Source organism: Alterirhizorhabdus solaris (assembly GCF_007785815.1).
Classification (GTDB): Bacteria; Pseudomonadota; Alphaproteobacteria; order Sphingomonadales; family Sphingomonadaceae; genus Alterirhizorhabdus; species Alterirhizorhabdus solaris.
Map to the genome: position 1 here is coordinate 41288 of NZ_VNIM01000010.1, position 25916 is coordinate 67203.

29 protein-coding genes and 1 pseudogene are annotated in these 25916 nt (G+C 63.5%); 14 read left to right on the forward strand and 16 right to left on the reverse strand.

Features of this window, described 5'->3' with window-relative positions; genetic code table 11:
• Positions 1-272: 272 nt before the first annotated feature.
• Positions 273-911 (forward strand): hypothetical protein, encoded by a 639-nt coding sequence (locus FOY91_RS04310; protein WP_203234490.1) that lies wholly within the window; start codon positions 273-275, stop codon positions 909-911.
• Here FOY91_RS04310 and FOY91_RS04315 read toward each other — a convergent pair whose 3' ends face one another.
• From FOY91_RS04315 to FOY91_RS04325, 3 genes are read right to left on the reverse strand one after another with little or no spacing between them, the layout of a single operon-like run.
• A complete protein-coding gene (locus tag FOY91_RS04315) occupies positions 912-1205 on the reverse strand; it encodes a DUF1488 family protein (protein WP_145148500.1) in 294 nt (97 codons plus the stop codon).
• A 5-nt stretch (positions 1206-1210) separates the two neighbouring features.
• The gene (locus FOY91_RS04320; RefSeq protein WP_238995239.1) at positions 1211-1606 is read right to left on the reverse strand and encodes a hypothetical protein; all 396 of its coding nucleotides are present in this window, start codon (positions 1604-1606) and stop codon (positions 1211-1213) included.
• Positions 1607-1619: 13 nt separating this feature from the next.
• A complete protein-coding gene (locus FOY91_RS04325) occupies positions 1620-2207 on the reverse strand; it encodes a glutathione S-transferase family protein (protein ID WP_238995240.1) in 588 nt (195 codons plus the stop codon).
• Positions 2208-2409: 202 nt separating this feature from the next.
• Between FOY91_RS04325 and FOY91_RS04330 the strand changes: the two genes are divergently transcribed.
• From FOY91_RS04330 to FOY91_RS04345, 4 genes are read left to right on the forward strand one after another with little or no spacing between them, the layout of a single operon-like run.
• Entirely contained in the window at positions 2410-3510 is a 1101-nt protein-coding gene (locus FOY91_RS04330; protein ID WP_238995241.1) for a type IV toxin-antitoxin system AbiEi family antitoxin, read from the forward strand.
• Positions 3498-4364, forward strand: a complete 867-nt coding sequence (locus FOY91_RS04335; RefSeq protein ID WP_238995242.1) for a hypothetical protein — start codon at positions 3498-3500, stop codon at positions 4362-4364. Before FOY91_RS04330 ends, FOY91_RS04335 begins: the two co-directional genes overlap by 13 nt.
• A gap of 22 nt (positions 4365-4386) precedes the next feature.
• Positions 4387-5496: a metallophosphoesterase family protein gene (locus FOY91_RS04340; protein ID WP_145148503.1), complete on the forward strand. Its 1110-nt coding sequence runs from the start codon at positions 4387-4389 to the stop codon at positions 5494-5496.
• Positions 5493-8129: an AAA family ATPase gene (locus FOY91_RS04345; protein WP_145148505.1), complete on the forward strand. Its 2637-nt coding sequence runs from the start codon at positions 5493-5495 to the stop codon at positions 8127-8129. The genes FOY91_RS04340 and FOY91_RS04345 overlap by 4 nt, the downstream gene beginning before the upstream one ends.
• Positions 8130-8664: 535 nt before the next feature.
• Here the strand turns inward: FOY91_RS04345 and FOY91_RS04350 are convergent.
• Both FOY91_RS04350 and FOY91_RS04355 read right to left on the reverse strand, forming a co-directional pair.
• Positions 8665-9237 (reverse strand): PRC-barrel domain-containing protein, encoded by a 573-nt coding sequence (locus tag FOY91_RS04350; RefSeq protein WP_238995243.1) that lies wholly within the window; start codon positions 9235-9237, stop codon positions 8665-8667.
• A 43-nt stretch (positions 9238-9280) separates the two neighbouring features.
• On the reverse strand, positions 9281-10186 hold the full coding sequence (locus FOY91_RS04355; protein ID WP_145148507.1) for an NAD(P)/FAD-dependent oxidoreductase: 906 nt from the start codon (positions 10184-10186) through the stop codon (positions 9281-9283).
• A gap of 651 nt (positions 10187-10837) precedes the next feature.
• Between FOY91_RS04355 and FOY91_RS04360 the strand changes: the two genes are divergently transcribed.
• Both FOY91_RS04360 and FOY91_RS04365 read left to right on the forward strand, forming a co-directional pair.
• Entirely contained in the window at positions 10838-11221 is a 384-nt protein-coding gene (locus tag FOY91_RS04360) for a hypothetical protein (RefSeq protein WP_145148509.1), read from the forward strand.
• 112 nt (positions 11222-11333) lie between these two features.
• Positions 11334-13682 (forward strand): PAS domain-containing protein, encoded by a 2349-nt coding sequence (locus tag FOY91_RS04365; protein ID WP_203234491.1) that lies wholly within the window; start codon positions 11334-11336, stop codon positions 13680-13682.
• A 31-nt stretch (positions 13683-13713) separates the two neighbouring features.
• On the opposite strand, the gene FOY91_RS04370 is transcribed toward FOY91_RS04365, so the two are convergent.
• Positions 13714-14373: a DUF6766 family protein gene (locus FOY91_RS04370; RefSeq protein WP_145148514.1), complete on the reverse strand. Its 660-nt coding sequence runs from the start codon at positions 14371-14373 to the stop codon at positions 13714-13716.
• Positions 14374-14599: 226 nt separating this feature from the next.
• On the opposite strand from FOY91_RS04370, the gene FOY91_RS04375 reads away from it, so the two are divergent.
• From FOY91_RS04375 to FOY91_RS04385, 3 genes are all read left to right on the forward strand, one after another.
• Positions 14600-15859: a YihY/virulence factor BrkB family protein gene (locus tag FOY91_RS04375; RefSeq protein ID WP_145148516.1), complete on the forward strand. Its 1260-nt coding sequence runs from the start codon at positions 14600-14602 to the stop codon at positions 15857-15859.
• Between the two features lie 96 nt (positions 15860-15955).
• Positions 15956-16939 (forward strand): sensor histidine kinase, encoded by a 984-nt coding sequence (locus tag FOY91_RS04380; protein WP_145148518.1) that lies wholly within the window; start codon positions 15956-15958, stop codon positions 16937-16939.
• Positions 16940-17034: 95 nt separating this feature from the next.
• On the forward strand, positions 17035-17415 hold the full coding sequence (locus tag FOY91_RS04385; RefSeq protein ID WP_162527130.1) for a response regulator: 381 nt from the start codon (positions 17035-17037) through the stop codon (positions 17413-17415).
• Between the two features lie 32 nt (positions 17416-17447).
• On the opposite strand, the gene FOY91_RS04390 is transcribed toward FOY91_RS04385, so the two are convergent.
• The 5 genes from FOY91_RS04390 to FOY91_RS04410 form a co-directional block, all read right to left on the reverse strand.
• Positions 17448-17738 (reverse strand): HU family DNA-binding protein, encoded by a 291-nt coding sequence (locus tag FOY91_RS04390; protein WP_275265933.1) that lies wholly within the window; start codon positions 17736-17738, stop codon positions 17448-17450.
• A gap of 67 nt (positions 17739-17805) precedes the next feature.
• Positions 17806-18819 (reverse strand): DUF3618 domain-containing protein, encoded by a 1014-nt coding sequence (locus FOY91_RS04395; protein WP_145148524.1) that lies wholly within the window; start codon positions 18817-18819, stop codon positions 17806-17808.
• On the reverse strand, positions 18819-19214 hold the full coding sequence (locus FOY91_RS04400; RefSeq protein ID WP_145148526.1) for a phage holin family protein: 396 nt from the start codon (positions 19212-19214) through the stop codon (positions 18819-18821). Before FOY91_RS04400 ends, FOY91_RS04395 begins: the two co-directional genes overlap by 1 nt.
• A complete protein-coding gene (locus FOY91_RS04405) occupies positions 19201-19734 on the reverse strand; it encodes a hypothetical protein (RefSeq protein WP_145148528.1) in 534 nt (177 codons plus the stop codon). The genes FOY91_RS04400 and FOY91_RS04405 overlap by 14 nt, the downstream gene beginning before the upstream one ends.
• Before the next feature lie 38 nt (positions 19735-19772).
• A complete protein-coding gene (locus FOY91_RS04410; protein WP_238995245.1) occupies positions 19773-20117 on the reverse strand; it encodes a hypothetical protein in 345 nt (114 codons plus the stop codon).
• A gap of 86 nt (positions 20118-20203) precedes the next feature.
• Between FOY91_RS04410 and FOY91_RS21540 the strand changes: the two genes are divergently transcribed.
• Complete coding sequence (locus FOY91_RS21540) at positions 20204-20452, forward strand: hypothetical protein (protein WP_162527131.1); 249 nt, start codon at positions 20204-20206, stop codon at positions 20450-20452.
• A 26-nt stretch (positions 20453-20478) separates the two neighbouring features.
• On the opposite strand, the gene FOY91_RS04420 is transcribed toward FOY91_RS21540, so the two are convergent.
• The 4 genes from FOY91_RS04420 to FOY91_RS04435 all read right to left on the reverse strand — a co-directional run bounded on the left by FOY91_RS04420 (position 20479) and on the right by FOY91_RS04435 (position 23829).
• On the reverse strand, positions 20479-21855 hold the full coding sequence (locus FOY91_RS04420) for a mechanosensitive ion channel (RefSeq protein ID WP_145148532.1): 1377 nt from the start codon (positions 21853-21855) through the stop codon (positions 20479-20481).
• A gap of 69 nt (positions 21856-21924) precedes the next feature.
• Positions 21925-22863 carry a YsnF/AvaK domain-containing protein gene (locus tag FOY91_RS04425; protein WP_238995246.1) on the reverse strand — a complete coding sequence of 313 codons (939 nt, stop codon included), beginning with the start codon at positions 22861-22863 and terminating at the stop codon, positions 21925-21927.
• On the reverse strand, positions 22802-23425 hold the full coding sequence (locus FOY91_RS04430; protein ID WP_145148536.1) for an OmpA family protein: 624 nt from the start codon (positions 23423-23425) through the stop codon (positions 22802-22804). Before FOY91_RS04430 ends, FOY91_RS04425 begins: the two co-directional genes overlap by 62 nt.
• A 17-nt stretch (positions 23426-23442) precedes the next feature.
• Positions 23443-23829 (reverse strand): DUF2382 domain-containing protein, encoded by a 387-nt coding sequence (locus tag FOY91_RS04435; RefSeq protein ID WP_145148538.1) that lies wholly within the window; start codon positions 23827-23829, stop codon positions 23443-23445.
• 221 nt (positions 23830-24050) lie between these two features.
• On the opposite strand from FOY91_RS04435, the gene FOY91_RS04440 reads away from it, so the two are divergent.
• Positions 24051-24803: a Crp/Fnr family transcriptional regulator gene (locus tag FOY91_RS04440; RefSeq protein WP_238995247.1), complete on the forward strand. Its 753-nt coding sequence runs from the start codon at positions 24051-24053 to the stop codon at positions 24801-24803.
• 5 nt (positions 24804-24808) lie between these two features.
• On the opposite strand, the gene FOY91_RS04445 is transcribed toward FOY91_RS04440, so the two are convergent.
• Positions 24809-24988, reverse strand: coding sequence for a hypothetical protein (locus FOY91_RS04445; protein WP_145148540.1), 180 nt, complete (start codon positions 24986-24988; stop codon positions 24809-24811).
• Positions 24989-25367: 379 nt separating this feature from the next.
• Here FOY91_RS04445 and FOY91_RS04450 point away from each other — a divergent pair, with 379 nt between their 5' ends.
• Positions 25368-25793: an IS5 family transposase gene (locus FOY91_RS04450; protein ID WP_145148542.1), complete on the forward strand. Its 426-nt coding sequence runs from the start codon at positions 25368-25370 to the stop codon at positions 25791-25793.
• A pseudogene (locus tag FOY91_RS22760) lies at positions 25787-25916 on the forward strand (IS5/IS1182 family transposase); the annotation flags it as partial. The gene FOY91_RS04450 and the pseudogene FOY91_RS22760, both read left to right, overlap by 7 nt.

Consider the following 25916-nt stretch of genomic DNA (forward strand, 5'->3'; position numbering starts at 1 on the left):
CTGCCGACAGTTTGCTTCGAAGTGCCCTGTCGGCAGCTTTCGACAGGACCAGTCTTTCACCAGAGCGTATGTGAATGACTGGCTCTGGTCGACAGGTGACCTTGAAGTTATGCCGAATGGGTAGCCGGAACTCACCGGAAGTTCGACCTTTTGTCCGTGACATGAGTGACACTTTACCAAGTAGCGCTTGGTAAAGTGTCACTGGTGACTAAAGGGCGCATGATCGCACAAAGGGGATTCACTTTTCGTTCTCCATGTGCTTGGAATCTTCCATGTTCCAGCCCGACCTCTTCACGAAGGATGCGGCCGCTGAGGGAGCCACTCTCGCAGCAGATATCGTGACGCTTCGCGTCGAGCAGGAACGCAAGCACGCAGCGGCGGTAGCCTGGCCGGCCAATCACGAAGATCTCGATCTGCCGGCGGTGCTAGCGCGGTTGGCCCGGATCTCCACGCGGCCGCGCTACACGTTCATGGTGCTGAACCTCATCGCGCGCGCCGCCGGCCATTCCAACAGTGCCGGACCCTATGTGGAGGAGAAGGGGCGCGCGATCCCGGTGCGGGATTGGCTTAGCGACGCTTTGATTCCCATGGCACAGCGCGATGTCCGCCGTCGGGCGGTTATCGATCAGGTCCGCTGCGATCTCGAGGACAAGGGCATGTTGCCATCAGATGCCGCCGCTGCCGAGCAGTGCATTGCGGACGAGGTTCGCGAGCGCCTTCTGCATTCGGGGCGGACCAATGTCAGCCGCGCGGTCTCCGATCTGGTCCGGGCCGGGTTCATCCACCGCCACTATCAGGGCTACCGCGTTGATCACGCCAATCGTGGCGCCCAGCGCGAGGCCGTCTATACGATCGTTCCAGCCGTTCAGTGCGCGCTGGGGAAAGGCGCTGTCGGCCAACCAGCGCTCTGACTAGCGCATCTCGACATCGGCGGCCGTCAACAGGATCGGCGGCTCCCCGCCCAAGCGTTTCACGAATTCCAGCTGCGCGATGCGGTGGATGTCGGCCTCGAACTCGATGAAGATCTCAAGCGCATAGTCACCATCGATCCCGTCCAGATCGGGATTAAGCATCTGCTCAAGCGCCTCGCGGGTGATGAGAAATTCGACCGGGCCGAACGCCGTCAGCCCTTCGAACCCGACGCTTTGCCGCTCGGCTACCCAGTAACCGCCGCCAAGCTCGAACGTCACGCTGGGTTTGGCCATGGTCGTCAGTCCTGCTGGGTCTCGGCGCTCGGCAGTTGCTCCGAGAGGATTGCGATGCCGTCGCCTGCAAACGATGCGTGCGATATACCATCGATTAGGACCGGACGCTCGGGCGTCAACGTCGCTGCGATCCGATGCTCCGGATGCAGATCGAGCCACGCCCGGACCGCTCCCTCCAAGCTCGTCACCTCGGCCATCTCACCGTCGCCGCGAGCGACATTCTCCAGCGATGCGCTCATCCGCCATTCGATCGTCGGGGTTTTGGTGGCATCGCCCCAGCTTGCTTCACTCATCGATATAGTCTCCTTCAGGCGGGCAACGCCGTTCACTTCATAACATAGCGCGTGCATCACTTGGGATGTTCCTGCTGCCCAAGGACAGAAGGCGAGCGCGCCGATCATACTGCTCAGGCGATCAACGCTCGGCGGGCGGCGTCATCGGGCCACCGACTTCGATGGCCTTCTTCAATCCAGGCGTGTCCTCCAGCCGGCTCAGATAGTCGATAAGCACGGGATAGGCCTTGAGCTGCCCAGCGTGACGGAGCGCCGACAGCAAATAGCTCATCTGGATGTCGGCAAGCGTCAGCCGGTCTCCCATCAGGTAGGTGCGATCGGTCACGCGGTCGGAAATGAAGGTCAGCGTCTTGGTCAGCTCCGGTGCGGTGAAGCCTGCAAGCCCGGCCGGCAGGCCGCCCGTCATGCCGCCGAGCAACGTCACCATCACCGGCAGGCCCGCAGAGCTCTCCACATAGTCGAGCCATTCGTCGTGGATCGGGCGATCAGGGGTACCCGGCGCCGGCACGAGACGTCCGTCGCTATATTTCTGTTCCAGATAGCGCAGGATGGTGCCCGACTCCGCCAGCACGAGACCATCGTCGACGAGGATCGGGGCCTTGCCAAGCGGGTGGACCGCGCCGAGCGCGGCTGGCGCGCGGAAGTTCTCGTCGCGCTCATAAGACTTCAGTTCATAGTCGAGGCCAATCTCTTCGAGCAGCCAGAGCACCCGATCGACCGGGAGAAGTTCAAATGATGTAGGGTGATCATGGATGGGCGCCTCTTTGACTGTTGAGCTTGAACGCGTGGGGAGGAATGATGGCCCACGGTACGACGTGGTTATGCTATGGGGATAACGAAGCGAGAGGATGGCAGTTCAGTCGAAAGGTGCTTTCAACAATGCGTTGAAAAGCGCAGTGTGATGAAATTGGTTGCTATTTCACGGGAATCATGGTTTCAGCAAACCGGTGAAAACAGCGAACGGCATCGAACGGCGAGCGGCAGAGACGCTCAAGGCCTTCCTGGGGACCATACCCCAGCTGTCGCTCGCGCATATGACGTTCGTTGGCGAGCCCGGTCAGCCTGATACCATCGACATCATTGCCGACACCGAATTTGCGGGTCGGCCGATGCGGCTCGTGGTCGACGTCAAAGGCAACGGCCAGCCGCGCATGGCGCATCAGGCCGCCTACCAGCTTAAGCGCTACCTCGGCCAGAGCGGGCAGGAGGGCGTGCCGATGTTCATGGCGCCCTATCTCTCCGAGCAATCCCAGGCAGCCTGTCGCGAGGAGGGTATCGCCTATCTCGATTTCGAGGGAAATGCGCGCATCGCTTTCGATACCGTGTTCATCGATCGCCAAGTCGAGGGGAAGCCCGAACCGGAGCGCCGCGCGCTTCGCTCGCTGTTTAAGCCAAAGTCGGCCCGCATCTTGCGCGTGCTGCTCGATGAGCCGGCGCGGGCCTGGCGCGTGACCGAGCTTGCCGAGGCCGCCAAGGTCAGCCTGGGTCTCGTGAGCACGATCGGGACTGCGCTGCGGGATCGTGAATGGGCCGAGCAATCCGATCAGGGTCTTTACCTCGCAGACCCATCCGGTTTGCTGGATGAGTGGGCGCGCAACTACGAGCCGCCAAAGGGCGAGGAAGTGCGCCTCTACACCCATCTGCACGGCAAAGCGCTCACCGACCGGCTGCGCGATCTCGAAGGCGAGGAGGGCAGGGTGGCCCTGGCCTCGTTCAGCTCGGCCGACTGGTACGCCCCCTTCGTCCGCCAGAGCAGCAGCTACTTCTACGCCGACCAGAAGGGACTCGAAGCGCTCCAGACGCTGCTCAGCCTCAGTGCGCCTGCGAAGGGCGCCAATGTCATCGTTCGCGTGCCGGACGAGGACGGCGTGCTCGACGATGCGCGGCCGGCCGCCGCGGGCATCATCGCAACCAGCCCCGTTCAGACCTATCTCGATCTCATGGCTGGCGGCGAGCGCGGCGTTGAGGGAGCCGAGCACCTGAAAGACCAGCTTCTGCGGTGGCCTTCGTGACGAACGAGCCGCAATCCGCCGCCGACTATGACGACCGCACAAGCACGGCGGTTCGCTCGGTCCTGGTCGAGATCGGCCAGACGCTCGGCAGTTTCCGCGGCAAGTTCGCGGTCATCGGCGGCGCCGTGCCATGGCTGCTGCTCAAGGACAGCGAGATGCGCCATGTCGGCACGCTCGACATCGACCTCAGCCTCGACGCGCAGGCGCTGGCCGCGGGAGACGAATATGTCGCTCTCGTCGATGCGCTACGCGGGCAGGGCTATGCGGCGCGCAACACGCTCAAATATTTCCAGATGGTCCGGACCGTCCAGCCGAAGGACGATGGCCCGCCGATCGATATCATCGTCGATTTCCTGCGGCCTTATGACGACGTCCTCGAAAAGAACCGGCCGCCGCTCACCACCGAGTTCGCCACCCAGCGCGCATCCGGCGCGGATCTCGCCATCCATTTTCACGAGATGGTGGCGATCGAAGGCGACATGCCCAAGGGCGGCACCAACAAGGTGATGATCGCGGTCGCCTCGATCCCTGCGCTGCTCGCCATGAAGGGCTTCGCACTCGACGGGCGCTACAAGCAGAAGGACGCCTACGACATCTACTTCTCGATCCGGAATTATCCGGGCGGTATCGATGCGCTCGCAGGGGACTGCCGACCGCTGCTTGACCATCACAGCGGCCGGGACGGCTTCGCCCATATCGTGGCGAAGTTCGAAGACCCCGACGGCTATGGCGCGACGTGCGTGCGCAACTTCGTCGAGGGCTCCGACATCCTCGACGGCAGGACCGCGGACGAATGGCAGCAGGATGCCTTCGGGCAGGTCGATGCCTGGGCTCGCGCGATCGGTCTGCGATGACGCGCCAGGCTGCGAAACCATCATGAAGCTGATCCACACGGCGGACTGGCAGCTCGGCAAGCCTTATGGCCGCTTCGAACCTGATGTGCGCGCGGCGCTGACCGAGGCGCGCTTCGATGCGATCGATGCGATCGGCAAGGCGGCCACCCTCTACGGTGCCGATCATGTCCTCGTCGCTGGCGACGTATTCGACACCGAAGGCCCCGAGGATCGTACGATCGTGCAGGCGATATCGCGGATGGAGCGCCATTCCTGCCGCTGGTGGCTGCTCCCGGGCAACCATGACTTCGCCCGTAATGGCGGTCTATGGGATCGTGTGCGCCAGCGCGCGGGCGGCACCATCACCGTCCTCTCCGAACCGCAGCCCCACGAGATCGAGCCTGGCGTCTGGCTGTTGCCCGCGCCGCTCACGCACCGGCACAATCTCGATGATCCGACCGACCTGTTCGACGGCATGGCAACGCCTGGGGCGCGGCTGCGTCTCGGCGTGGCTCACGGGTCGATTCGAGATTTCGGGACGCAGGGCGAGACCAAGAACCAGATCGCACCCGACCGTGCCCGTAGATCCAACCTTGATTATCTCGCGCTTGGCGACTGGCATGGAACGCTGAAGGTCGACGCGCGCACTTGGTATTCGGGCACGCCTGAGACCGATCGCTTTCAGCGCGACGAGCCGGGCCACATCCTGCTGGTCGACGTCGACGAAGGCTGCGAGCCGACCGTCACCCCCATCCGCACCGGCCGTTTCCAATGGATCAGGCGCAGCTGGACCGTGAACGATCAGGCTGCGTTCGACGCGGAGTGCGACCAGATGCTGGCCTCGATCGACCCGCCGGCGACTCTTCTCGAACTATCGCTCGCCGGGATCACCAGTCTCACCGATCGGGTGGCGATGCTCGGCAGGCTCGAAAATGACGTCAGCCACCGCGTCCGCTATCTCGATGTTCGCGCCAGCGACCTCGTCGGGCGGCCGAGCGAAGATGATCTCGCGCAACTCGCAGTCGAAGGGATGCTTGGCGTTGCCGCTGCAAAACTCTCCGCCCGGATTGACGCTGGTGGACCTGAGGCAGCGGTCGCCAAACGAGCGCTCGAGCGTCTGTTCGTTGAATATAGCCGGGAGGAGAAGGCATGAGTCTGCGGCTCCGCCGGATCGCCGTCGACGGCTTCCGCAAGTTTCGCGAGCCGATGGCGATCGAGGGGCTGACCGATGGCCTCAACATCATCATCGAGCCCAACGAAACCGGCAAATCGACGTTGCTCGAAGCGCTTCGAGCGGCCTTTTTCGTGCGCCATGGGACCAAGAACCAGCTCGCCCAGTCTTTCGCGCCCTATGGCGAAGCGGTCGGGCCGGAGATCCAGGTGTCGTTCGAGGCCGACGGTGCACCGTGGACCGTCACCAAGCGGTTCCTGCGGGGCGCCACGATCGAGGTCACGGGACCACAGGGAAAGGCCCAGGGCGAAGAAGCCGAAGCCCGGCTCCATGCGCTTCTCGGGTCCGTCCGCGATACCAGTCAGAAGGGCGATGCCGGGACTTATGGCGCCTTGGGCCTGCTCTGGGTGGCGCAAATGGACGCTCTCGCGGTCACCGCACCCGGGCAAATCGTGCGCGATACGGTCAGGTCGACCCTGGAAGCAGAGGTCGGCTCGATCATGGGCGGCCCGGCTTACAAACGCGTGCGTACCCGGATCGACGAGCAGTTTGCCCGATACTGGTCGCCAACGGGTCAAAAGCGCGAGCGACAGAATGAGGTGCGGGAGCGGGTCGAGAGCGCTGAGACCGCTGCGCGAGATGCCGCTGACAGACTCGCTGGATTGGAGAAGACGTTCGCCGAACTGGAAGCCGCGCGCGCCAGGCTGAAGGTCGTTCAGCGGGAGATCGCCGACGACACGGATGTCCAAACGCGGAAGGACCTGGTCGCGTCCCTTGAGGTCGCGCGTGCGGCCGCACAGATCCTCGCGACCCGTCGCGCCGAGCACGAAGCTGTCAGCGCGAAGGGCAGGGGGCTCGAGGACCTTTCGGAGCGCCATCGCACAGCGACGGAAGCACGTGACAAGGCCAGCCTCGCTCTGGAGCATGCGCGTGCCAAGCGGACGGCGCTTGGCGAGGGACTGGCTACGGCCAAGCAGCGCCTCGTTGATGCGCGTGCAGCGCTTGAAAGCGCCCGGACGGCGCGTCAGGACGCGCGCGCCGCCCTCAGCGCTGGCGAGGATCGCGTGCGGGCTGCACGTCGTAAGACCGGGGTCGCGGTAGCGCGCAAACGGTATGCGGAGCTGGTCGAGCTTGAACGGCTCCAGAGCGAGGCCAAGATCCTCGCGGCCACATTGATCCCTGCAAAGACGATGGAATTGCTCGAGACGAATGAGCGAGCAATTGCCGAGGCGCGTGCAGCGCAGAGCGCCGGTGCGACGCGCATCGCGCTGACCGGCGACACTGCCGGCATCCTGATTGACGGAGAAGCCGCGGGTCCTGGAGAGCGGACCCTCACCGGGAGGACCCATTTCCGTATCGGTGGCGCTGAGCTGATCGTGATACCGGCCGCCGGCGCAGCCAGCGCCGAAGAGGCGTTATCGTCGGCTTTGAAGAAGCAGCAATCTGCGCTGGCGGATCTCGATGTTGCTGACCTCGCGGCGGCGCGCGCACGCAACGACGCTGCGCGGGATGCTGCGAGCGAACTGCGCACCATAGCGGCGCGGATCGAAGCGACGACGCCAGCCGACGAAAATATCGGGCTCGCCGCCGGCGCCGGTGCGCTCAAGCTCTTCATCGTCGAGCTCGCGGATGAAGCCGTCACGGGTGACGGCAATCTTCCCGATATCGCAGTCCTCACCACCGCATTGGAGTCGGCCGACACCGCGCTTGCGCGGGCCGAAGGCGCTCAGGATAGCGCGCTCGCCGCGCTTCGGCGTGCCGAGGAGGAGGATGCACCGCTTGCCACCGCCGAGGCGGGGGCCGCGAGCGATCTCGCCAACGCTACGGGTCAGATCACTGCGATCGAGAGCCGGCCGGAATTCCCGAGCCTGGCAGAGAATCTCGCTCGTGCCCGCGAGCAAACCGCCAAAGCGGCAGTGAAGCTGGAAGAGGCGACACGCGACGCGACCGCGCACGACGCTGGGGCGATCGCGCGGAAGATCGATACGGTTGATGCGCGGAGCAGGGCGGCGGGGGATGCGCGGACAAAGCTTGAGATGGAGATTGCCCGGTTTGAGGGGACGATCGAGAGCGAGGGGGGCAAGGGTCTTGCCGACCGTGAGGCAAGCGCCCGCGAGGAAGCTGAGGCCGCATGCGCGGCCGTGCAACGCGTCACCGAAGAGGCGGAAACCCTGAAGCTTCTGCGCGAAACGCTCGATGAGGCACGCGACGAGACGTCGGCCAAGTTCGTCGGCCCCGTTGCCAAGAGGGCAAAGCGGCACATCGAGCGCCTGCTGCCTGGCTGTGATCTGTCCTTCTCTGAGGACCTGATGCTCGATGCGGTGGTGCGGGGCGGGATCAGCGAAGGGTGCGGGGATCTGTCGCGCGGAACTCAGGAACAGCTGGCGGTACTGACCCGAATCGCGTTTGCGGACATGCTCCTTGAGCAAGGTCGGCCGGTGTCATTGATCCTCGACGATCCGCTGGTTTACGCCGATGATGCTCGGCTCGATCTGATGGTTGAGATACTGAGTGAGGCAGCAGAAAGGATGCAGGTGATTTTGCTCACGTGCCGCGATCGGGCGTTCCGACATGTGCAAGGCAATCGGATTTCACTCGCGCCATTAGAAACCTGATCAGAGATTGTCGCTGGCCAATCGCCCTTGCCGCCGTTCTTAAACACCCGTCGGGCCACGCTCCTAATGTCTCTGGCGTGTGAATAGGCGTCGAAACGGGACCCCCGCCAAAATGCCGCTAAGTCGTTGTAGCGGAAGACAGAAAAGAAACGTTCGGGGGGGGCGATAGGCGCCGATCGGGACCCTCTTAACCATCAGAATATCCAGCGTTTTCAGTTTCTTTTCTGCCAAATGACGGGGTTCCGTTTCGACGCCTATCCACAGTCCAGACTGTCATAGTCGATGGACCACTCGGAAGGGGGCAGCTCAAGACGGCTCTCGCGGATCTCAGCGTCGGTTGCGGGAGGAAGACGAATGGCCGAGCGTGCGGAGAGAGTCCGGCGAGAATCTCCATATCGTCTGGTGAAAACCTGTTGCGCTTGGAGGGTCGCAGCGCTCGCCAAAACGTAACTCTCAAATGCTTTTTTTACGCAGCCGATCCATGACATCGGCCAATGCGACCGGACTCACCTGCTGCTCGCGACTTTCCCGCTGCTCAAGGAAACTCGGCTGGCCAATTATCGATGGGAAGTACCGGCAGATGCTGCATGTCATCCAGGGTCATGTCCGTAGAGATCCCATCCTCCTGGAACACGAGGCGGGCAGGGTCGACCGCACGAAGTTCCTCGCCGATGCCGGCCAAACCTCCAACGCCGACAACCACGTACGCAAGCGCCTTGTCGCCGCAGCGAAGCATGCCGTCGACAACGGTACCAAGCGGGGTGCCGTCTCGAGCGATGATTTTATGCCCGACAAGCGCGCCGGCGGAGAACAATGTGGGGACGCGGGCTGCGGCGCTTTCGATCGTCGCGGCACGACTTCCGTCCTCATACCGCGCTTGTCGACCGAGCCATCGCCAGATGCCGACGACGTTGACCAGGGTCAGGAAGCCGTTGGTGAGCAGCAGGTTGTGCTGGCCCGTAGAGATGGCGACGATAGACCACCCGATCGAGCCCACCGTAAAGACGATGAAACCCCATCCCGTTACCCGGGTCCCAAGATTCGCGGCGGTCATCATGGCCGCAATCATCGTGGCCGCTGGCGCGATCCAACCTGCTATTTCTTCCATTCAAGATTCCTTCGAAGCATGCAATCCAGCCCTTTCAGAACGCCTACCGGTAAAGCGGTCGATCGCTGGCAAGATCGTTGCGGATGGTCGTCGCCGCTACGCCGCCTTCACCCATGGCGTGGCTGATCTGGTCGAGGCCCAGCACAACGTCTCCAGCCGCATAGAGACCCGAAACGGTAGTGCGCTGATGGCTGTCGACCGTAAGGCAGCCTTCCTCCGTTGCTTCGGCACCAACCGAAACTGCCAAGCCTGATCTGATATCGGATCCAAGAGCGGGGTATATGCTGTCGAACGTATGCCGGTTGCTCCCGATGCGCACACTCAAACGGCGGTCATCGAGATCGAACCGCCCCACGGGTCCGTCGACCACCTCCACCGCTGCGTCCTGAAGCTTCTTGCGCTGCTCGTCGGCAAGGTCGTGCCTGCCCATCGGCGCGATGAGTGTGATCTGCTTGCTGTAGGAGCGCAGGAACAGCGCTTCGTTCGTGCCCCGCTCGCCCGAGCCGATGACGCCGATCGTGCGATCCGTGACCTCGAAGCCATCGCAGACCGGGCAATAGCGCAGCGCACCGACGGCTAGCGCTTCGTCGTGCAGAGCATCGGTCATGTTCGGACGGCGGTTGATGATGCCTGTCGCAAGCAGGACGCTGCGCGCCTGAAGGCGGCTGCCGCTCATTTTCGCCGTGAAGACACCGGCTTCGAGCGTCAGCTGATCGATCCGACCAGGCACAATCTGCGCGCCGTAAAGCTCCGCCTGCTCCCGCATCCGTGCAAGCAACTCGGTGCCCGCGATGCCGGCGGGATAGCCGGCGTGATTCCTCGTCTTCGGGATCAGGGCTGCACGGCTCTTCCCCTCATCGACAACGACCACCGAGAGATGAAACCGCGCGAGATAGATCGCAGCGGTCAGCCCTGCGGGACCACCGCCGATGACGAGGCAGTCCATCATCGGCGCCCCTGCAAGGTCACGTGCATCAACAGTCGGCAAGCATCACCCCTTCGTCTGCTTTGGCTGAGCTCGCTCGATCGCCGCTGCGGCGCGTCAACCGACCAAGATCGAACACACATGCGGCGGCTCGACCAAGCCGCCTGTGAGCGGGCTCAACGCTCTGGAACTTAACGGGTGCCATCATTCGCCTGCGTCGAGGTTAGCTTGTCTGAGAGGTAGCCCAGGCACTATGACAACCGCCAGTGCGCGATACGGCGAGCAGAAGGACGAGGTATGGCTTTCGGGCTCGTAATCCCCATGGCTGCTCTGGTTCTGCAGTCGGCTACCATACCTCTAGCAGGCGGGTCCGCAGTTGCCGTCGAGGATGCCAAGGCCCTTCTTCTCGGGGTGACACCGGCATCGCCGACCCTCGACATTCCGCGCGGATCGGGGAAGGGGAACGTGTGCGCTACGTCCGATACTGCGAGGCGCCTGTATCCCGGTACCGGCATCGGTGCCGTGACGCGCGACAACCCCTTCATGCCCTACCCGGAACTGAATGGAGGAGCTTGTTCGATTTACTCCCACACCGCGCCGATACGGGGACCGCTCCCCCAGCAGGCGGCATTCGGCACGTGCAGCATATCCTATCGGATTGAGGATCGGCGCCGAGTGATTGATATCGCTCCACGATCGGCTTCCGGCGGCGATCGCTTCGTCCTGAGTGAGTGTTTTTACCGCGTCGCCTTGTATCTCGAAGGGTATCGAGGCGCGCTGCAACTGCCTACCCATCGGCTGTTCACCAGCACGCGGCAGGGCTTCTGGGCAGGACAGGTCCAGTTCGTTGGACCCATGGCGACCATGACACCGGCGAGGCTTTCCATTCTCTGTCCCGATCTCAAGGCCCTGTACTATCGAGACGATTTCGCCGAGCAGGCAATGCGCCGATGCGTTCCGACCACTGGCAACGACGGCGCTTCGGACGTGCCGCTAAACGGACCGACCGCTAGCCACGTTCTCCGTGTCGATCAGCTGCTTTACAATCCCGACGCCTAAGCGGCTATTAGCAGAGACCTTTCACCCGGGTTGCCGAAGCTCCTCACACCCCGTGTGACCTAGCCGAACGCTTCCTCGGTGGAGCTATGCAGCGGTCGAAAAGAGCAGGATGATGAACGACATCACACGGCCGCAGGGCATTACCGACGGGCATTCTATCGAGCGCGCACTCGCCGAAAGCGAGGAGCGATTTCGCCAACTTGCGGCCGCTGTGGATCAGGTCTTCCATATCGCCGATCCGGCTGCAGGTCGGCTTCTTTATGTCTCGCCTGCCTACGAACGTATTTGGGGTTGCTCCCCCGCGCCGCTCTTTCAGGACCTAAGTTCGTTTCTCGACGCCGTTCACCCGGACGACCGAACGCGCGTGGAGGTTGAACAGGCGCAGCCGCTCACTGCGGATGGCACCGACATCGAATATCGCATCGTGCGACCGGACGGGACCATTCGATGGATCCGCGACAGGGTGTTTCCGGTCGACGCCGGGGGCGATACGCCCGGGCGATTTGCGGGCATCGCTGAGGATGTCACCGAACGGCACGACGCGGACGCGCGCTTGCGCGAGAGCGAAGCGCGCTTCGAGGCGATCACCAACTCGATCGACCAGATGATCTGGTCGACCCGACCCGACGGCTATCACGACTATTATAACGAGCGCTGGTACGAGTTCACGGGCGTGCCGCACGACTCCACCGACGGTGACGCCTGGAATGGCATGTTTCATCCCGACGATCGCGAGCGCGCGTGGGCAACATGGCGGCGCAGCCTGGCCACAGCGGAGCCCTACCATATCGAGTACCGCCTCCGGCACAGCTCCGGCGAATATCGCTGGGTCCTGGGCAGAGCACAGTGCATGCGCGATGTCGATGGCCGCATCACGCGATGGTTCGGCACCTGCACCGATATTCAGGAAATTGTCGAGGCACGCGAGCTACTTGCTCGGTCGCGAGCCGAGCTCGAAGCCGAGGTGGTTCAGCGCACGCGCGAGCGCAATCGCGCGTGGGAGATGAGCAGTGACCTGTTCGCGATCATGGGCCTGGACGGCACGCTGAAGGTGATCAACCCAGCTTGGACGACGACGCTCGGCTTCGACGAGGCAACGCTCCTCGGCCGCCCTTTTCCCGAGCAGGTCCATCCCGATGATCACGACGCGGTACGCGCAGCGGTCGAGCGACTTCGGCGTGGTGAGAGCATCGCTCGATTCGAGGATAGGCTGCGGCATGCCGACGGGTCGTGGCGCTGGATCACCTGGAGTCTCGTACCCGAAGGCGCAATATTCTACGCTGTCGGGCGTGATGTCACCGATGAAAAGAGGCGGACAGCCGAACTCGATGCGGCGCAGGAAGCGCTTCGCCAAGCCCAAAAGATGGAGGCCATGGGCCAGCTTACCGGCGGTGTGGCGCACGATTTCAACAATCTGCTAACGCCGATCGTCGGGGCACTCGATCTGCTTCAGCGTAAGGGGGTCGGCGGGGAGCGAGAGCAACGGCTGATCCGAGGTGCTGTCCAGTCCGCAGAACGGGCCAAAACGCTGGTTCAGCGCCTGCTCGCCTTTGCGAGGCGTCAGCCGCTCCAGCCGGTCGCCGTCGATATTGCCAAACTCGTGACGGGCATGGCCGATCTTGTGGCGAGTACCACGGGTCCACAGATTAAGGTTGCAGTCGACGTCGAGGAGGAATTACCGGCCGCCAAAGCGGATCCGAATCAGCTGGAAATGGCGCTGCTGAATCTCGCCGTGAACGCGAGAGACGCCATGCCGGACGGGGGTACGTTGCGGATCAGTGCGTCGAAGGAAGACGTGCCGGAGGGATCGGCCTCACGCGTAAATCCTGGTCGTTATGTTCGACTCTCTGTGGCGGATACCGGCTCCGGCATGGATAAGGCGACGATCGCGCGGGCGACCGAGCCCTTCTTCTCGACGAAGGGGATCGGAAAGGGGACTGGGCTTGGTCTGTCGATGGTCCATGGCCTCGCCTCGCAGCTCGGCGGGGCACTGACGATCAGCAGTCGGCCTGGACTTGGGACGAACGTCCAGCTCTGGCTCGTGCAGGCGGTAGAGACGACGAAGCTGCCATCGGTCCAGGAGCCCGCGCCGCTCGCGACGGGGCACGGAATTGCTCTGCTGGTCGACGATGAGGAACTAGTGCGACAAAGTACCGCCGACATGCTCGCGGACCTCGGCTATCAAACCATCGAGGCTGCCTCCGCAGAAGAGGCGCTTCGTTTGTTGGACAAGGGGTCTTACTTCGACTTCTTGATCACCGACCATCTCATGCCGGGGATGACGGGGGTCGATCTGGCGCGGGCTATGCGGCAGCAACGCCCGGGAATGCCCGTGCTACTCGTGTCCGGCTACGCCGCGGACGATGGCATCGCGCCCGACCTGCCGCGATTGACGAAGCCGTTTCGAAAGGATGAGCTTTGGGCCAGCCTTTCGGATGCATTGAAGTGGAGTTCGGTGTGACCAACGGCTGAAATGTAGGCTGATGGAGCTATCATGCTCCCGTTTGAGAATGCGGCGCCGCCACCGGCTTTGACTCCGGAGACTCGCGCTGGCGCAGGAAGATGGTGAGGACGACCAGGACGGCCGTCGAGAGGAATTCACTCTGCCAATTCTGGAACGACTCGAACCATAGTTGCGGGTCTACGAGATAGCCGAGCAGGGTGGGCGGGACTTCATGGTGGTCGATGGCCTCCTGCGCCGCCACACGCGCGCTCTGCGTCCAGTGGATCGTGAACGACACGAGAAACAGCAGGGTCAGCGCGATGCCGAGCGATCTTGAATAGATCGCCCGCGCCAGTCGGCCCTTGTGCAGGATCGGCGGTGCCTGCGGGGCCATCCCTTTCAGGCGGAGGTCCTGGTCGCGCGGCGGATCCTCCGGATCCTTCGACTCCGCCGATCCGCGCTGGATGAGAATGGCGGTAAGCAGGACGTAGGTTGCCATCTGGAGAAACTCGCTCTCCCAGTTCTCGAAGACCGTCGAGAGGAAGGCAGGGCCGCCCATGTAGCTGCCGAGCGTCACGGCAGAGCCGCCGTGACGCGCGAGATCTTCGTTCTCCACCCTCCAGCCGGTGAGCAGCTGGCCAAGGAGGCTGACTGCGAAGAGCACCATCAGCGCGATGGTCAAGCCGTTGTTTCGGAACGCTCGCCGCATGATTCACCTCCGCGATCAGAACAGGTCGTCGAGCGTAACGTTCCTTTGCAGGTCCTCTCGACGCGGACCCGCCGAGGGGAGCTGCCATCGCGGGTTGGATTGCTGCGTAAGCAGCAGCGCCTGAGTTCCACGCGAGACTACAACGCCCAATACCTCAGTATCGGATAGGTCGCTGGAACGTCCCGCCACGGCACTGGTTCGCCTTGTAATCAAGGGGATCACGGCAATGGCGAAGACGACCTCCAGCAGCGGCGCGAACGGGCGCGATGCCATCAGTCCATGGACGATCCCTCCGAGCGGCTGGAAGGAGGTCGTCCTGCGCAGCTGGAAGGAGGCCGGGCAGGACAATATCAGCCTGGTGGCCTCCGGCGTCGCCTTTTGCGGCGTCTTGGCACTGGTACCGTTGCTCGGCGCGGTCGTGCTCAGCTACGGCCTCGTTGCCACGCCCGCGACTGTGATCAGGAACGTCCAATCGCTCACCTCGGTGATGCCGGCGGACGCGGCCAAGCTGATCGGCGAGCAGCTCGCGAACGTCGTCACCACCTCCGGTGGCAAGAAGGGTTTCGGCCTCCTGATCGCGCTGGCGATCGCGCTCTACGGCGCGATGAAGGGCGCGTCGGCGATCATCACCTCGCTCAACATCGCCTATGATGAGGAAGAGACCCGCGGCTTCGTCCGGCTAAACCTCACGGCGCTTGCGATCACGGCGGGTGCCGTGCTCGTCGCCATTCTCGCAATCATCTCGATTGCCGCGATGGGCGGCCTGGAAACGCTGTTCCCTTCGGCGCCGGGCATCGTCCTCGTCGCCGGCAGGATCCTCTCCTACGCCGTCATGGCGGCGGTCGGCGCCGCGGCGGCGGCAACGCTCTATCGCTACGCGCCGAACCGCGACGAGGCGAAGTGGGTCTGGCTGACGCCGGGTTCGGTGCTTACGACGGTCCTGTGGCTGATCGTCACGCTGGGATTCGGTTTTTATGTCTCGAACTTCGGCAGCTACGACGCGACATATGGCTCCCTGGGCGCGGCGATCGTCCTCCTGACCTGGCTTTACCTGTCCGCCTACATTCTGTTGCTGGGCGCCGAGTTCAATTGCGAGCTCGAACGCCAGACTGCGCGCGATACAACCAAGGGCCCCGAGAAGGCGCTGGGAACACGCGGCGCCCATGCCGCGGACACGGTTGCCTCTGGCCCGGATGCCGAACCCAAGGCGGGTTCCGGCCCGCACGCGGCGGTGTCCGAGCAATCGTCGGCACAGCGGGTGGACGAGGGCTCGGCTTCGAGTACGGGATCAGCCTTGCGTGAGTATGCCGTCAGCCGCGCCACGGTGCGCGGCGCGCGTGTCGCGGGGATGGAGAAGGTTGGCATGCTGCCATCCATCCTCGCGACCGGCGGGCTCGTCATGCTTCGACGTAAGGCCCCGGCCGGCATTGCGCTCCTGGCGCTTGGTGGCGGTCTGAGCTGGCTGACCGGACGGAAGACGCGCTGAGGCCGAACCCCGGCGTGTGAGGGAATCGTCCGGACCTGATGAGATCGTTCTCAGGACGCGGCTGGACCGCAGTCCAGCTGATCGGTAGGCAGCCGAATGATTATCGCGAGCGACCTTGACAGCGCCGGCCTCGGGGCTGTTCTCAAGACGGCACTAGACGCCGTCGTGGTGATGCGGACCGATGGCACGATCGCCGGGTGGAACGACGTCGCGGAGCGCACCTTCGGCTGGTCGTTCGGCGATGCGCTCGGCCGAAGGATGAGCGACATGATCATCCCTGTGCGCTACCGGGACGCGCACGAACACGGCCTCGCCCACTACCTCGCAACGGGGGAGGGGCCGGTTCTGGACCGCCACCTCGAGATAGAGGCCCTGCACCGCGACGGCCACGAGCTTCCGATTGAGCTGTCGATCACGAGGACCGAGCAGTTTGGCGAACCCGTGTTCCTTGGCTTCCTGCGCGACATCACCGAGCGGCACGCCGCTGAGCGGCGTCAGGCACTCCTCGTGGGCGAGCTCAACCACCGGGTGAAGAATTTGCTTGGCGTCGTATCGGGGATCGCCCACCAGACCATCAAGGCCAGCCGGTCGCTCGAGGAGTTCGGTCCCGCGTTCACGGGGCGGCTCCAATCGCTCGGGCGTGCGCACGAGATCCTCACCGATGGCGCGTGGGAACGGGCGTCGCTCGCCGCCCTCGTCAACGCGCTGCTCGGCCCCTACCTCGATGCCGGCGATAAGCGGATGTCGGTCTCCGGGCCTCAGCTGATGTTGAGCCCTCGCCATTTCCTGAGCCTTAGCATGATCCTGCACGAGTTGATAACCAATTCCGTGAAATATGGCGCGTTATCGACCGAGGGCTGCAGGGTGACTGTGATCTGGGGAACAGACGGGAGCGGCGACACGTGGTTGAGTTGGATCGAGAGCGGACTTTCAAATGTTGAAGCCCCTCATCGGGAAGGGTTCGGATCGCGTATGATCGCACTCAGCGTCAAACATGAGCTGCGCGGGCATAGCACCCGTGAGTGGCTGTCTGGCGGAATGGCATTCCGTCTCACCTTCCCCTCGGAGGCGATCGGGTGACTGGCCGCATGGGAAGCAGTCTGCAGTCCGCGAGCGACCGTCGGCCCCCTGCGGCCGAGCCGCTGGACGGAACTGGGCGGACCGCCAGGGTAGACATGCAGGCTCGCATCCTGATCGTCGAGGACGAGGTTATGATCGCCTGGATGATCGAGAGCCTGCTGGAGGAGATGGGCTTCGATACAATCGAGATCGCTGCGAGCGACGACGATGCGTTCGCTGCCGTCGCGAGAGAGCGTCCGGCCCTGATCGTATCTGACATCAATCTCGGCTGCGGGCTCGATGGGATCGCCGTGGCCGAGCGTATCAACGCCGATGGCGTCGTGCCGGTCCTGTTCGTCAGTGGTTACGCCGACGATAAGGCGCGGCTGAGGATCGAGACGCAATTCGCCGCCGCCAGTTTGCTTCGCAAGCCGATCGACCATTCACTTCTGCGCGGCGCGGTTATGGCGGCACTGAGTGGACCCGCTCGCCATTAAGATGAGATCGGCGCGTACCGAGGCGCTTGAGGTCAAGCGACCAGCCTGTCCTTTAGGGTCTTGCCGGGAACGAATGCGAGCTTCTTACCGGCCTTGATCGTCATCACAGCACCGGTAGCCGGGTTCCGACCTTCGCGAGCCGCCGTCGCCTTGACCTTGAACTTGCCGAACCCGTGCAAAGACACTTCCTCTCCGGCCATTGCCGCCTCGATAATCGCGTCCAGAACGCTTTCTATGATCTTCTTGGCCTCTGGCTTGCCTAAGCCGTGCGAGCTCGCGATCCGGTCCGTCAACTGGCTGCTGTTCATTCGCTCTTCCCTGATCAATCGGCTTAATGGCGCGCCCTACCAATCGAGTGACGCCGGTAGATTAAGCTACCGGCGGTCGCCCTTAAACGTTCGTGCGCGACGTAGAAATATCCGCGTCACTGCCGCTTGAAAAATGGGTATGGACACTGTCCCTGCCGGCGCTGACGGCTTCGCCGGCGACTTCCTTGACGGCACCGGCCAGCGCGCCGCTCTTCAAGTCCGCAACCATCTCGCCGATCGGTCGGTCCCCGCTGAGGCCATGCGCCTGCGCGCTATCCTTGACCGCACCGATTGCCTCCGACGCGACGCGTGCACCGCGGTCGACGACATCCTGAGCCAGGTCGCGGCCGGCGGTCCGCAGCTTGTCGGCCGTAGCGCCGAGCGCGCGCTCTTCCTCATCGCTGGTTGGGATCAGCGATCCCGCGACCATCCCGACCACAGCGGCGATTGCCCCCAATACGATCGGGTTGCTCGTCGCTGAAGCGAGTGTCTCACGAGTAGATTGTGCCATCGATTCCATTCCTTCCTGAACCGCGACGCCACCGCGCTGGGCATTATCGCTAAGGCGAGTGGCGCCATGCGAAGCGCTGGCGGATAGATCGTGTGCCGTTTCGCGCACGCTCTGCGCGGCTGACGCCATCGCGTCCTTGATGCGCTGCCCGTAGGTGGAGGCTGTATCGGACGCGTCCCGGGCGATCCCAAGCACCTTGCCACGGGCGTCATCGATGCGACCGGAATAGGCGTCCGGATGCTCGTCTTGCTGCCGCATCACACCGGCTTCGGCCGTGCGTAGGCGCGTCGCAAGATCCGGCTCGCGTGTGACCCTCGCCGGCGTTTGGGAGGTTCGAGCATTCGATACCATCAGCCAGGCCAACCCGATCCCGGTCAACGCTGCGGGCAGGGGGTTGGCCTTGAGCTTGCCAAGCACGTCCTGGGTGAAATCCGCGCCGTCGCCGCCCTTGAAGTAGGCGAAGGCGTCGTTGACGAGCTGCCCCGGCGAAAGCCGGTCCTGGAGCTCGTCGAGGCGGTTATCCATGCGCGCCCGTGTTCTCGCCAGATCGCGCTCGATCTGGTCGGTCTCGGTCGTTTCCGACATTACATATGCTCCTTAAGAATGCGGGCGTCCTTGCTGAGGCTCGCCGTCGTTCGATCAGGGGTGATGTTCTTCAGCGACAGCTTGGCGAGGCCGCCGCGGGCGATCAGGCCGCCGACGAAGACGATCACGGCACCAACGATCAGTAGAGCCGCCCAAGCCGGAATCCACATGGCGAGGATCGCCGCGCCACCCTCGAGCAGCACAACGAGGCCGGCGAATGCCACCACCGCCCCGCCGATGAGCGAAATGCCGCCGCCAAGCAGACCGTGGAGCTTCTGATCGAACTCGGCGCGGGCGAGCGCCAGCTCACCCTTGACCAAGTCCTGGACATCGCCGGCAAGACCGCTGGCGATCTGGCCGAGGCTGTGAGGCGCTCCCGGATCAGCGCTGCTCATGGCCGACCTCCGGCAGTGTCGGCAGGGCGTCGCGCGGCACGTCGGCCGCGACGATCTTGCCGAAACGAGCAAGGCCGAAGCCGGCGGCCAAAATCGCGCCGATGAACACCGCCCGCTGCCGGCGTGCGAAGGTCTGCACCTGGCCGAGCAGGGCGGTCAGGTCATTCTCGCGGAGGGACGTGGCAAGCGTCGAAAGCTCGGCCGCACCACGCTCGACGGCGCCCGCAAGCCAGTCCTGTTTACCCTGCAGCTGCTCTCCCGACCGGTGAACGCTCTCGGCAAGGCTGTCGATCTGGTCGGCAAGATCGGCCTTCTGCCCTTCCACAGCGCTGAAGGCCTTGTCCTTGACCTGGCCGACCAGCAACGAGGCTTTATCGGCGGCTTCGCCAGCAACCTCTTTGGCCTGTCCTGCGACATCGCTGCCGGCGCCGATCGAACGGTCAACCGGCGGCGGGGCGCTTTGCGACGACGGTGCAAATTGACCGCCGGTGGGGGTGCTAGAAGCCATCGGGTCGTTCATCATTCTCTCCTGTCGATCGGTTGCTGCTGATGAGCTGGTTAGAGGCCGCCCGCGACGAGGCCGCACCGAACGCCGGCGCCGGCGACGGCAAGCGGTACAGCCGGGTCCTTCAATTCGACGGCTACCCGCATGAGGTCGCTGGCGGTCAGGTGCGCAGGATCGCTATCGTTGGTGCGGTAAGCCTTGGCGGCACGACCGAGCTGCTGAAGCTGATTAATCGACAAGTGCGAAGATAGGTCGGAGCCGACGCAATCGGCACGCTGCGCCTCGAGGCCGTACCGCGTCAGCGCCGTGGAAATCTGAGTAGAGGGAGTGGCGCAGCCCGTGAGGAGCGTCACGGCAATGCCGGTAGCAAAAGCTGTCTGCCACCGGCGCTGGATCACAGCAGCTTTCATTTGCCGCGGATCGCATCGGCCTGCTGGTCGAGCGCCTTTCCGGTCTGCTTCGCGTCCTTCCGGAGCGCCGCCGCTTGCTGCTCCAGCCCATCGGCGCGCTGGTCGGCCACGGTCCGGACCTCGTCCGCACGATCTTCAGCAGCATCGGCCTGCGCTTCGATGGCGCGGCCTTGATCTCGTACAGCGCGATCCTGCACCTCGCCGAGCCGCTCACGGGAACCTTCACCGAGAGCATCGACGCTTGCATTGGCAGCTGCGTCAGCTTTTTCGCCCGCATTCTCGCGTGGGCCGTCGCACCCACCGAGAAGGCCGACCACGACTAACGCTGCCACGATGTGCAGCTGCGCTCTCACGACTGCGGACCTTGGGTCGGAGGCGTACCGGCACCGGGCCGGAGCGTGCTGCTCATTTGGGGCGGGATCTGCTCAGTCCCTGTCGAGCCGGCAAGCTTCTGAACCGTTCGGGCAGCAGCGTCACGACCGCCGAGCCCGAAAGCAAGGGCAAAGGCAACCGCGATGGCTCCTAGAAGTAGGCCGAACGCCAGATTGATGATGTCGTCGGCTAAACCCATGAAGCGCAGGCCGATCGCCGTGCCGAGTACGATGATCGCGACCTGGACGATCTTGGCGGTAAGCTCTGCATTTGCACCGCCGCTTGCCCGCACCACCGACGCGACGAGCTTGGCGATGGCGACGGCGGCGGCGATGATGACGGCACCGAAGATGACCGAGCCGAGCAACGTCAGGATCTCGGCCATCATCTGCGAGCCGTAAGCGAAGTTAAGCTGCCGGAACGCCTCCATCAGCCCGAAGATGACGATGGCCGCAAACACGGCATTGCCGATGAGCTTGGACGGGACAATTGCAGGAGTCGCCGGGGCACCGGCAGACGTCGCCGGAACACCCGGTGCAGGTGAGGTCGACGCGGAAGGGAAAATGCCGAGTGCCGCGATGGTCCGATCGAAGCCGGTGCTGCTGAGGAATTGTACGAGGAGCTGCGACGCGAAGCGGCCGATGACATAGGCTAGCGCCAGGATGATGGCGGCAGCGATCACGTGAGGAATGCTGTCGAGGATAATCCGCAGCATCGCCGTCGCGGGATCGGAGATGGCACGGATGTTGAGCTGATCGAGTGCAGCGATCGCGACGGGGATGATGATGAGCGCGAACACGATGCCGCCGACCATACGAGGGAGGGTGGTCGGATCGGCCTTGGCCATGCCGATGCGCTCCGCCATCTGCTCGGTGCGCGCGGCGGTCAGCACGGCTTCGATCGCCTTCTTGGCGACGCTCGCAACGATATAGCCGACGAAGAAGATCAGGCCAGCGCCGATGATCCGGGGAATGGCTGCACCAAAGCCGTTGAGCATGCGCCCGATCGGGCTGGTCGAAGCGGCAAGTCCGAGCGGCTGTGCGGCGAGCACGAGCGCGATCAGGATGATGATCCAGAAGGCGGCATCGCCGACCTGAGCACCGACGCTCTTGGGGTGTCGGCCGGCGGCTTCGGGCACACCCGAGTGGCGATGCGCGTGGCGCGCCAGCGGTGTCTTGTTGACGAGGGCGGCTACGCCCCACTTGGCAGCCTTGGCCACCAGATAGCCGATGAGTAGGATAACGGCGGCGGCAAGGATCCGCGGGCCCCACTCCTGGATGTAGAGAACGGCGGTGTCGCCGAAATTGCGCGTGCCGGCGATCATGCCGTCCGCGCTGACATAGTTCGGCTCCATCGCCGCTTCTCCCTGTTGATCGACGATAGAAAGCCTGCGCGGGCAACCGCCCGCGCAGGCCGCGCCTCTTTAGAGGGGCTTCTTGCCGGTGGTGCCGAACGTGCCGTCGGTGCGGGTCTCGACATCGGTGTCGCGGTCGATCTCGACATCCGTACGGCGTACGGTGTCGCTGACGTCCTCGACATTCTCGGTCGCGGTCTTCGAGACGACCACTTCCTCGACGACACGCGCGGTCTTGCCGACCACGGCTTCTTCGCCGGTGGCGGTCATGTCGATCGTGCGCTCGCGGAACGCATCGGAATCGGCAGCCGACAGCGGCTGATCGACCGTGCGACGCTCGACATTGATCTGCTCGTTGCGCAAGCGGATCTGCTCATGAACCGGCTTCTCGGTCACATAGGAGCGGACGCGGACACCGCCGCGGTTCACGTCCCGCTTGCCGACGACGAGCTGCTCCTCGACGATCGGGATCACTTCTTCACGCTCGCCGAGATCGGTGCGATCCGTGCGATCGGTCCCGCTCATCGCGCTGAGGCCGGCACCCGCGCCGGCGTAATCCCAGCCCGACGACTTCCACTGGCTCGAACGATCGTCGATATCGACGGTGTTGGCGCCCTCGAGCACCTTGACCGCCTCGTCGACGCAATCGTCATCGACATCTGCGGTCAGCAGCACGCCGCCGCGGCGGACGCCTTCCTCATAGGTGTGGCGGTCCTCGTCGGGAACGAAGGCATTCTTAATCGAGTCCCAGAAGCCGCGATCCTGATGCGTCGAATAGCCGCTATCCTTGTAGCCGGTGCTCGACTTGTCGTGGAGATGGACATGGTCGGCATCGACGCGGGCGCTCTTGAGGCGAGCCTTGGCAGCCTCGGCATCGGCTCGGTTGTCGAACAGGGCAGTGATGGTGCTGGACATGGTCTTCACTCCTTGGGGGACTTGTAATGGATCAGCGCGCCGTGACGACGAGCTCGGTGCGACGGTTCTCGAAGCGGCCACCGGCGGTCGCATTCGTGTCGACAGGGTCGGTCTCACCGCCCGAGACGGTCTCGACCCGGCTGGCATCGACGCCCTTGGCGACCAGCGCATTCCTGACGCTGTCAGCACGGGCCTTGCCGAGCGCCATGTTGGCGGCATCGTTGCCACGCGCATCGGCGTAGCCGGCAATGCGGATCTTGGCGGACGGGTATTTGCCGAGTGTCGTCGCAACTTCGTTGACCTCGGCGGCGTCAGCGGCACGAATGTCGCTCTTGGCGGCGTCAAAATTCAGCTTCTCGAAGGTAAAAGTCCGGGGGAGCGCCTCGGTACCGGCGAGATAAGTGCCGAGACCGGACGTACCGACAAGCGCGTCCGACGCACCGGCGTTGGGCGTAGCAGCCACGACTTCGTTCGCTGCCGGCGCCGGCGTCGGCGCAACAGCGACGGGTTCCTCGCGATTACAACGGCTCAGCGCGAACAGGAGGGAAAGCAAGCCTAGCCCGAGCAGTAGCCAAGGCAGCCAGTTGAACTTCTTGTCCTTCTCGATGTGGATGTGGCTCGGTGCCCCATCCTTATGGTCGTTCGGTCCTGCCATGTGACTTCCTCCTGTTATTACGGCTGGGCGCTGTCTTGCTCGACGACGGCGTGCATCGTCTTGAGCGTGGTCGGGATGTGTACGTCGTCGACGTGAGCAACGCGGCGGACCACGAGTTCTTCGATGACGAATAGGCGCTTCTCCACGATCAGCCGCTCTTCGACGACGGACACGATCAACGTGTCGCCGTCCTCGTAAGGAGCAGGAGCCACCGCCACCTCGCGCTCGACTTTCCGCCGTTCGACTAGCAGCTCTTCGCGAGCGAGCCGGGCCACCACGTCGGTGGGCTTCTCCTCGACCACCGTTCGGACGCTGACACGATCGGTTTCGACCTCGCGGGTCGAGACTGTCGCGAACTCTTGAACGATCGGGATAACGGTCCCGTGTTCGTTGATTTCACTCACATCGCTTCCACTTCATGACCCTCAACGTCGAGTGCGCATTGCACATTAATCGATCTCGGTGCCCGTGCCGAGTGTATCGTAGGATGCAGAAACAGGGGAACGTCTGCTAAGTTCCGAAGGTTTTACCTGGTGTTTTTCGTTTTGTAAGTTTTGTTCACGTAACCGGAAGCGCATCTTAATGTAGGTTTGCATTAGTCGAGGCCGCTCATAGAAACGCGGGGATGGAGATCATGATGGGCGCGACGGCGCTGGAACGATGGCCGATTACGAACGGCCTGTTGGAACGCGTGCCGACGCATGAGCAGGCAGCGCTGATACCGTTTTGCGAGCTAGTCGATCTTCGTGTCGGCAAAATCCTTTACGAGCCCGGTGATCCGCTGACCCATGTCTATTTTCCCTTATCCGGCATGGTCTCGCTTGTTGCAGTCATGCACGACGGACGTGCCGTGGAGACGATGACGATCGGCCGAGAGGGAGTTGTGGCTACCTCTGCCAGCGGGTATGTCGACCCAGCCTTCACACGCTTTCTCGTCCAGGTGCCGGGTAAGGCGGTACGCGTGACGGCTCAGGGCTTTGAGGACATGGTCGATGCAAGCATCGGATTATGCTCTGCGGTTTCGCGCTATCGGGAAGTACTATTGCGTACGACGCTGCAGATCGTCGCCTGCAACGCAATCCATAGCGTTCGTCAACGCTGTGCGCGCTGGATCCTGACTACGCACGATCGCAGCGGAACGGACTTGCTACCGCTAACCCAGGCGGAGCTTGCCGAGATGCTCGGCGTCAAGCGTAATGCGATCAGCATTACCATCCGGGAGTTGGTCCGCCTGGGAGTAGTCAAAAACACTCGCAGCCTCCTCCAGGTCGTCAACCGGGCCGATCTGAACTTCATCGCCTGCGAATGCTACAGTCTTGTCTACGGGGAACAGGCACGCTTGCTGACGGATGGCCCCAGCCCCGAGTGCAATGACTGAGCTGCCTATATTGCAGGGGGGGTGTCGGACAGCATGGGTTCCCCTGAGCCACGTAGGGTGGCCGCTGGACGCTCGGCGCAGGTGTAAGTCGTGATGACGAGGAGCGCGATCACCGCCGCCAGGACCAGGAAAAGCATGATACGGGCAGAGCGTGTCGGCTTGTCCGAGGGTTCTTTGTCGCTCATAATTCAGCTCCTCCTGCACGGGCAGGCGACGTGAATAACCTGCGCCTTATGCGAGTCAAAGTTTTCACCCAAGCGGACACGCTGAACGGCCACTTACGAGGAAGTTGTTGGACGCGAGTAGATCACCACTGCGGGTCGGTCGGCTGCAGCGATGATTGGCGCCCAGGTTTCAAATGGAACGGCATCTGAAAGCTGGGTCTGCATCGCTGTGACCACTGACGCCCACCCCGGATGTCTTTCGGTGCAAAGAGCCATCCGGCCGCAGGTCAGTCACGGATACTCCGCCGATCGATCACTAAGAGTGCGTTTGAGAAGGATTCCCAAAGCGGCTTTGGCGTGATTCATAGGGCGTCGGACCCACGATGCGAGCCGATGCCCGATGCCGAAGAGGAAGCCGCAAGCGAGGCGGCGCTACGACACTGACCTGACGGACATCCAGTGGGAGTTGATTGCGCCCTTGATCCCGGATGCGCGGGCTGGCGGCCGACCCCGGAAGGCCACGTCGCGCGAGCTGGTCGAAGCGATCCTCTACTTCCTGCGGGCGGGCGCCGCATGGCGACTGCTGCCGCATGACCTGCCGCCGTGGCAGACGGTCTACTACTATCTGCGTCGCTGGCAGGCGGAGGGCGTGTGGCAGCACGTCCATCATGCGCTCGTGCTCGCCGACCGCGAGCGCTGCGGCCGAGAAGCCTCGCCCTCGGCGGCGATCCTCGACAGCCAGTCCGTCCGCACCGCTGATCAAAAGGGGGCGAAAAGGGCTATGACGCGGGCAAGAAGATCACTGGACGCAAGCGCCACATCCTAACCGACACCGACGGCCGGCTGCTTACGGTTCGCGTTCATGCCGCCGATATCCAGGACCGTGACGGTGCCAAGCTGCCGCTCAAGGGCTCCCGCCAGCGCTTCCCCTTCGTCGCCCGCGTCTTCG

What these genes read in the sequence shown, in the direction of transcription:
- FOY91_RS04400 (WP_145148526.1), bottom strand. Translation starts at nt 19,214, where the DNA reads ATGAGCAGCGCTGATCCGGGAGCGCCTCACAGCCTCGGCCAGATCGCC.
- FOY91_RS04440 (WP_238995247.1), top strand. Translation starts at nt 24,051, where the DNA reads ATGGAGATCATGATGGGCGCGACGGCGCTGGAACGATGGCCGATTACG.
- FOY91_RS04420 (WP_145148532.1), bottom strand. Translation starts at nt 21,855, where the DNA reads ATGGAGCCGAACTATGTCAGCGCGGACGGCATGATCGCCGGCACGCGC.
- FOY91_RS04380 (WP_145148518.1), top strand. Translation starts at nt 15,956, where the DNA reads ATGATTATCGCGAGCGACCTTGACAGCGCCGGCCTCGGGGCTGTTCTC.
- FOY91_RS04320 (WP_238995239.1), bottom strand. Translation starts at nt 1,606, where the DNA reads ATGATCGGCGCGCTCGCCTTCTGTCCTTGGGCAGCAGGAACATCCCAA.
- FOY91_RS04405 (WP_145148528.1), bottom strand. Translation starts at nt 19,734, where the DNA reads ATGAACGACCCGATGGCTTCTAGCACCCCCACCGGCGGTCAATTTGCA.
- FOY91_RS04395 (WP_145148524.1), bottom strand. Translation starts at nt 18,819, where the DNA reads ATGTCGGAAACGACCGAGACCGACCAGATCGAGCGCGATCTGGCGAGA.
- FOY91_RS04385 (WP_162527130.1), top strand. Translation starts at nt 17,035, where the DNA reads ATGCAGGCTCGCATCCTGATCGTCGAGGACGAGGTTATGATCGCCTGG.
- FOY91_RS04340 (WP_145148503.1), top strand. Translation starts at nt 4,387, where the DNA reads ATGAAGCTGATCCACACGGCGGACTGGCAGCTCGGCAAGCCTTATGGC.
- FOY91_RS04355 (WP_145148507.1), bottom strand. Translation starts at nt 10,186, where the DNA reads ATGATGGACTGCCTCGTCATCGGCGGTGGTCCCGCAGGGCTGACCGCT.
- FOY91_RS04430 (WP_145148536.1), bottom strand. Translation starts at nt 23,425, where the DNA reads ATGGCAGGACCGAACGACCATAAGGATGGGGCACCGAGCCACATCCAC.
- FOY91_RS04350 (WP_238995243.1), bottom strand. Translation starts at nt 9,237, where the DNA reads ATGGAAGAAATAGCAGGTTGGATCGCGCCAGCGGCCACGATGATTGCG.
- FOY91_RS04370 (WP_145148514.1), bottom strand. Translation starts at nt 14,373, where the DNA reads ATGCGGCGAGCGTTCCGAAACAACGGCTTGACCATCGCGCTGATGGTG.
- FOY91_RS04315 (WP_145148500.1), bottom strand. Translation starts at nt 1,205, where the DNA reads ATGGCCAAACCCAGCGTGACGTTCGAGCTTGGCGGCGGTTACTGGGTA.
- FOY91_RS04365 (WP_203234491.1), top strand. Translation starts at nt 11,334, where the DNA reads ATGAACGACATCACACGGCCGCAGGGCATTACCGACGGGCATTCTATC.
- FOY91_RS04375 (WP_145148516.1), top strand. Translation starts at nt 14,600, where the DNA reads ATGGCGAAGACGACCTCCAGCAGCGGCGCGAACGGGCGCGATGCCATC.
- FOY91_RS04450 (WP_145148542.1), top strand. Translation starts at nt 25,368, where the DNA reads ATGCCGAAGAGGAAGCCGCAAGCGAGGCGGCGCTACGACACTGACCTG.
- FOY91_RS04425 (WP_238995246.1), bottom strand. Translation starts at nt 22,863, where the DNA reads ATGCGACCGCCGGTGGCCGCTTCGAGAACCGTCGCACCGAGCTCGTCG.
- FOY91_RS04345 (WP_145148505.1), top strand. Translation starts at nt 5,493, where the DNA reads ATGAGTCTGCGGCTCCGCCGGATCGCCGTCGACGGCTTCCGCAAGTTT.
- FOY91_RS04445 (WP_145148540.1), bottom strand. Translation starts at nt 24,988, where the DNA reads ATGAGCGACAAAGAACCCTCGGACAAGCCGACACGCTCTGCCCGTATC.
- FOY91_RS04310 (WP_203234490.1), top strand. Translation starts at nt 273, where the DNA reads ATGTTCCAGCCCGACCTCTTCACGAAGGATGCGGCCGCTGAGGGAGCC.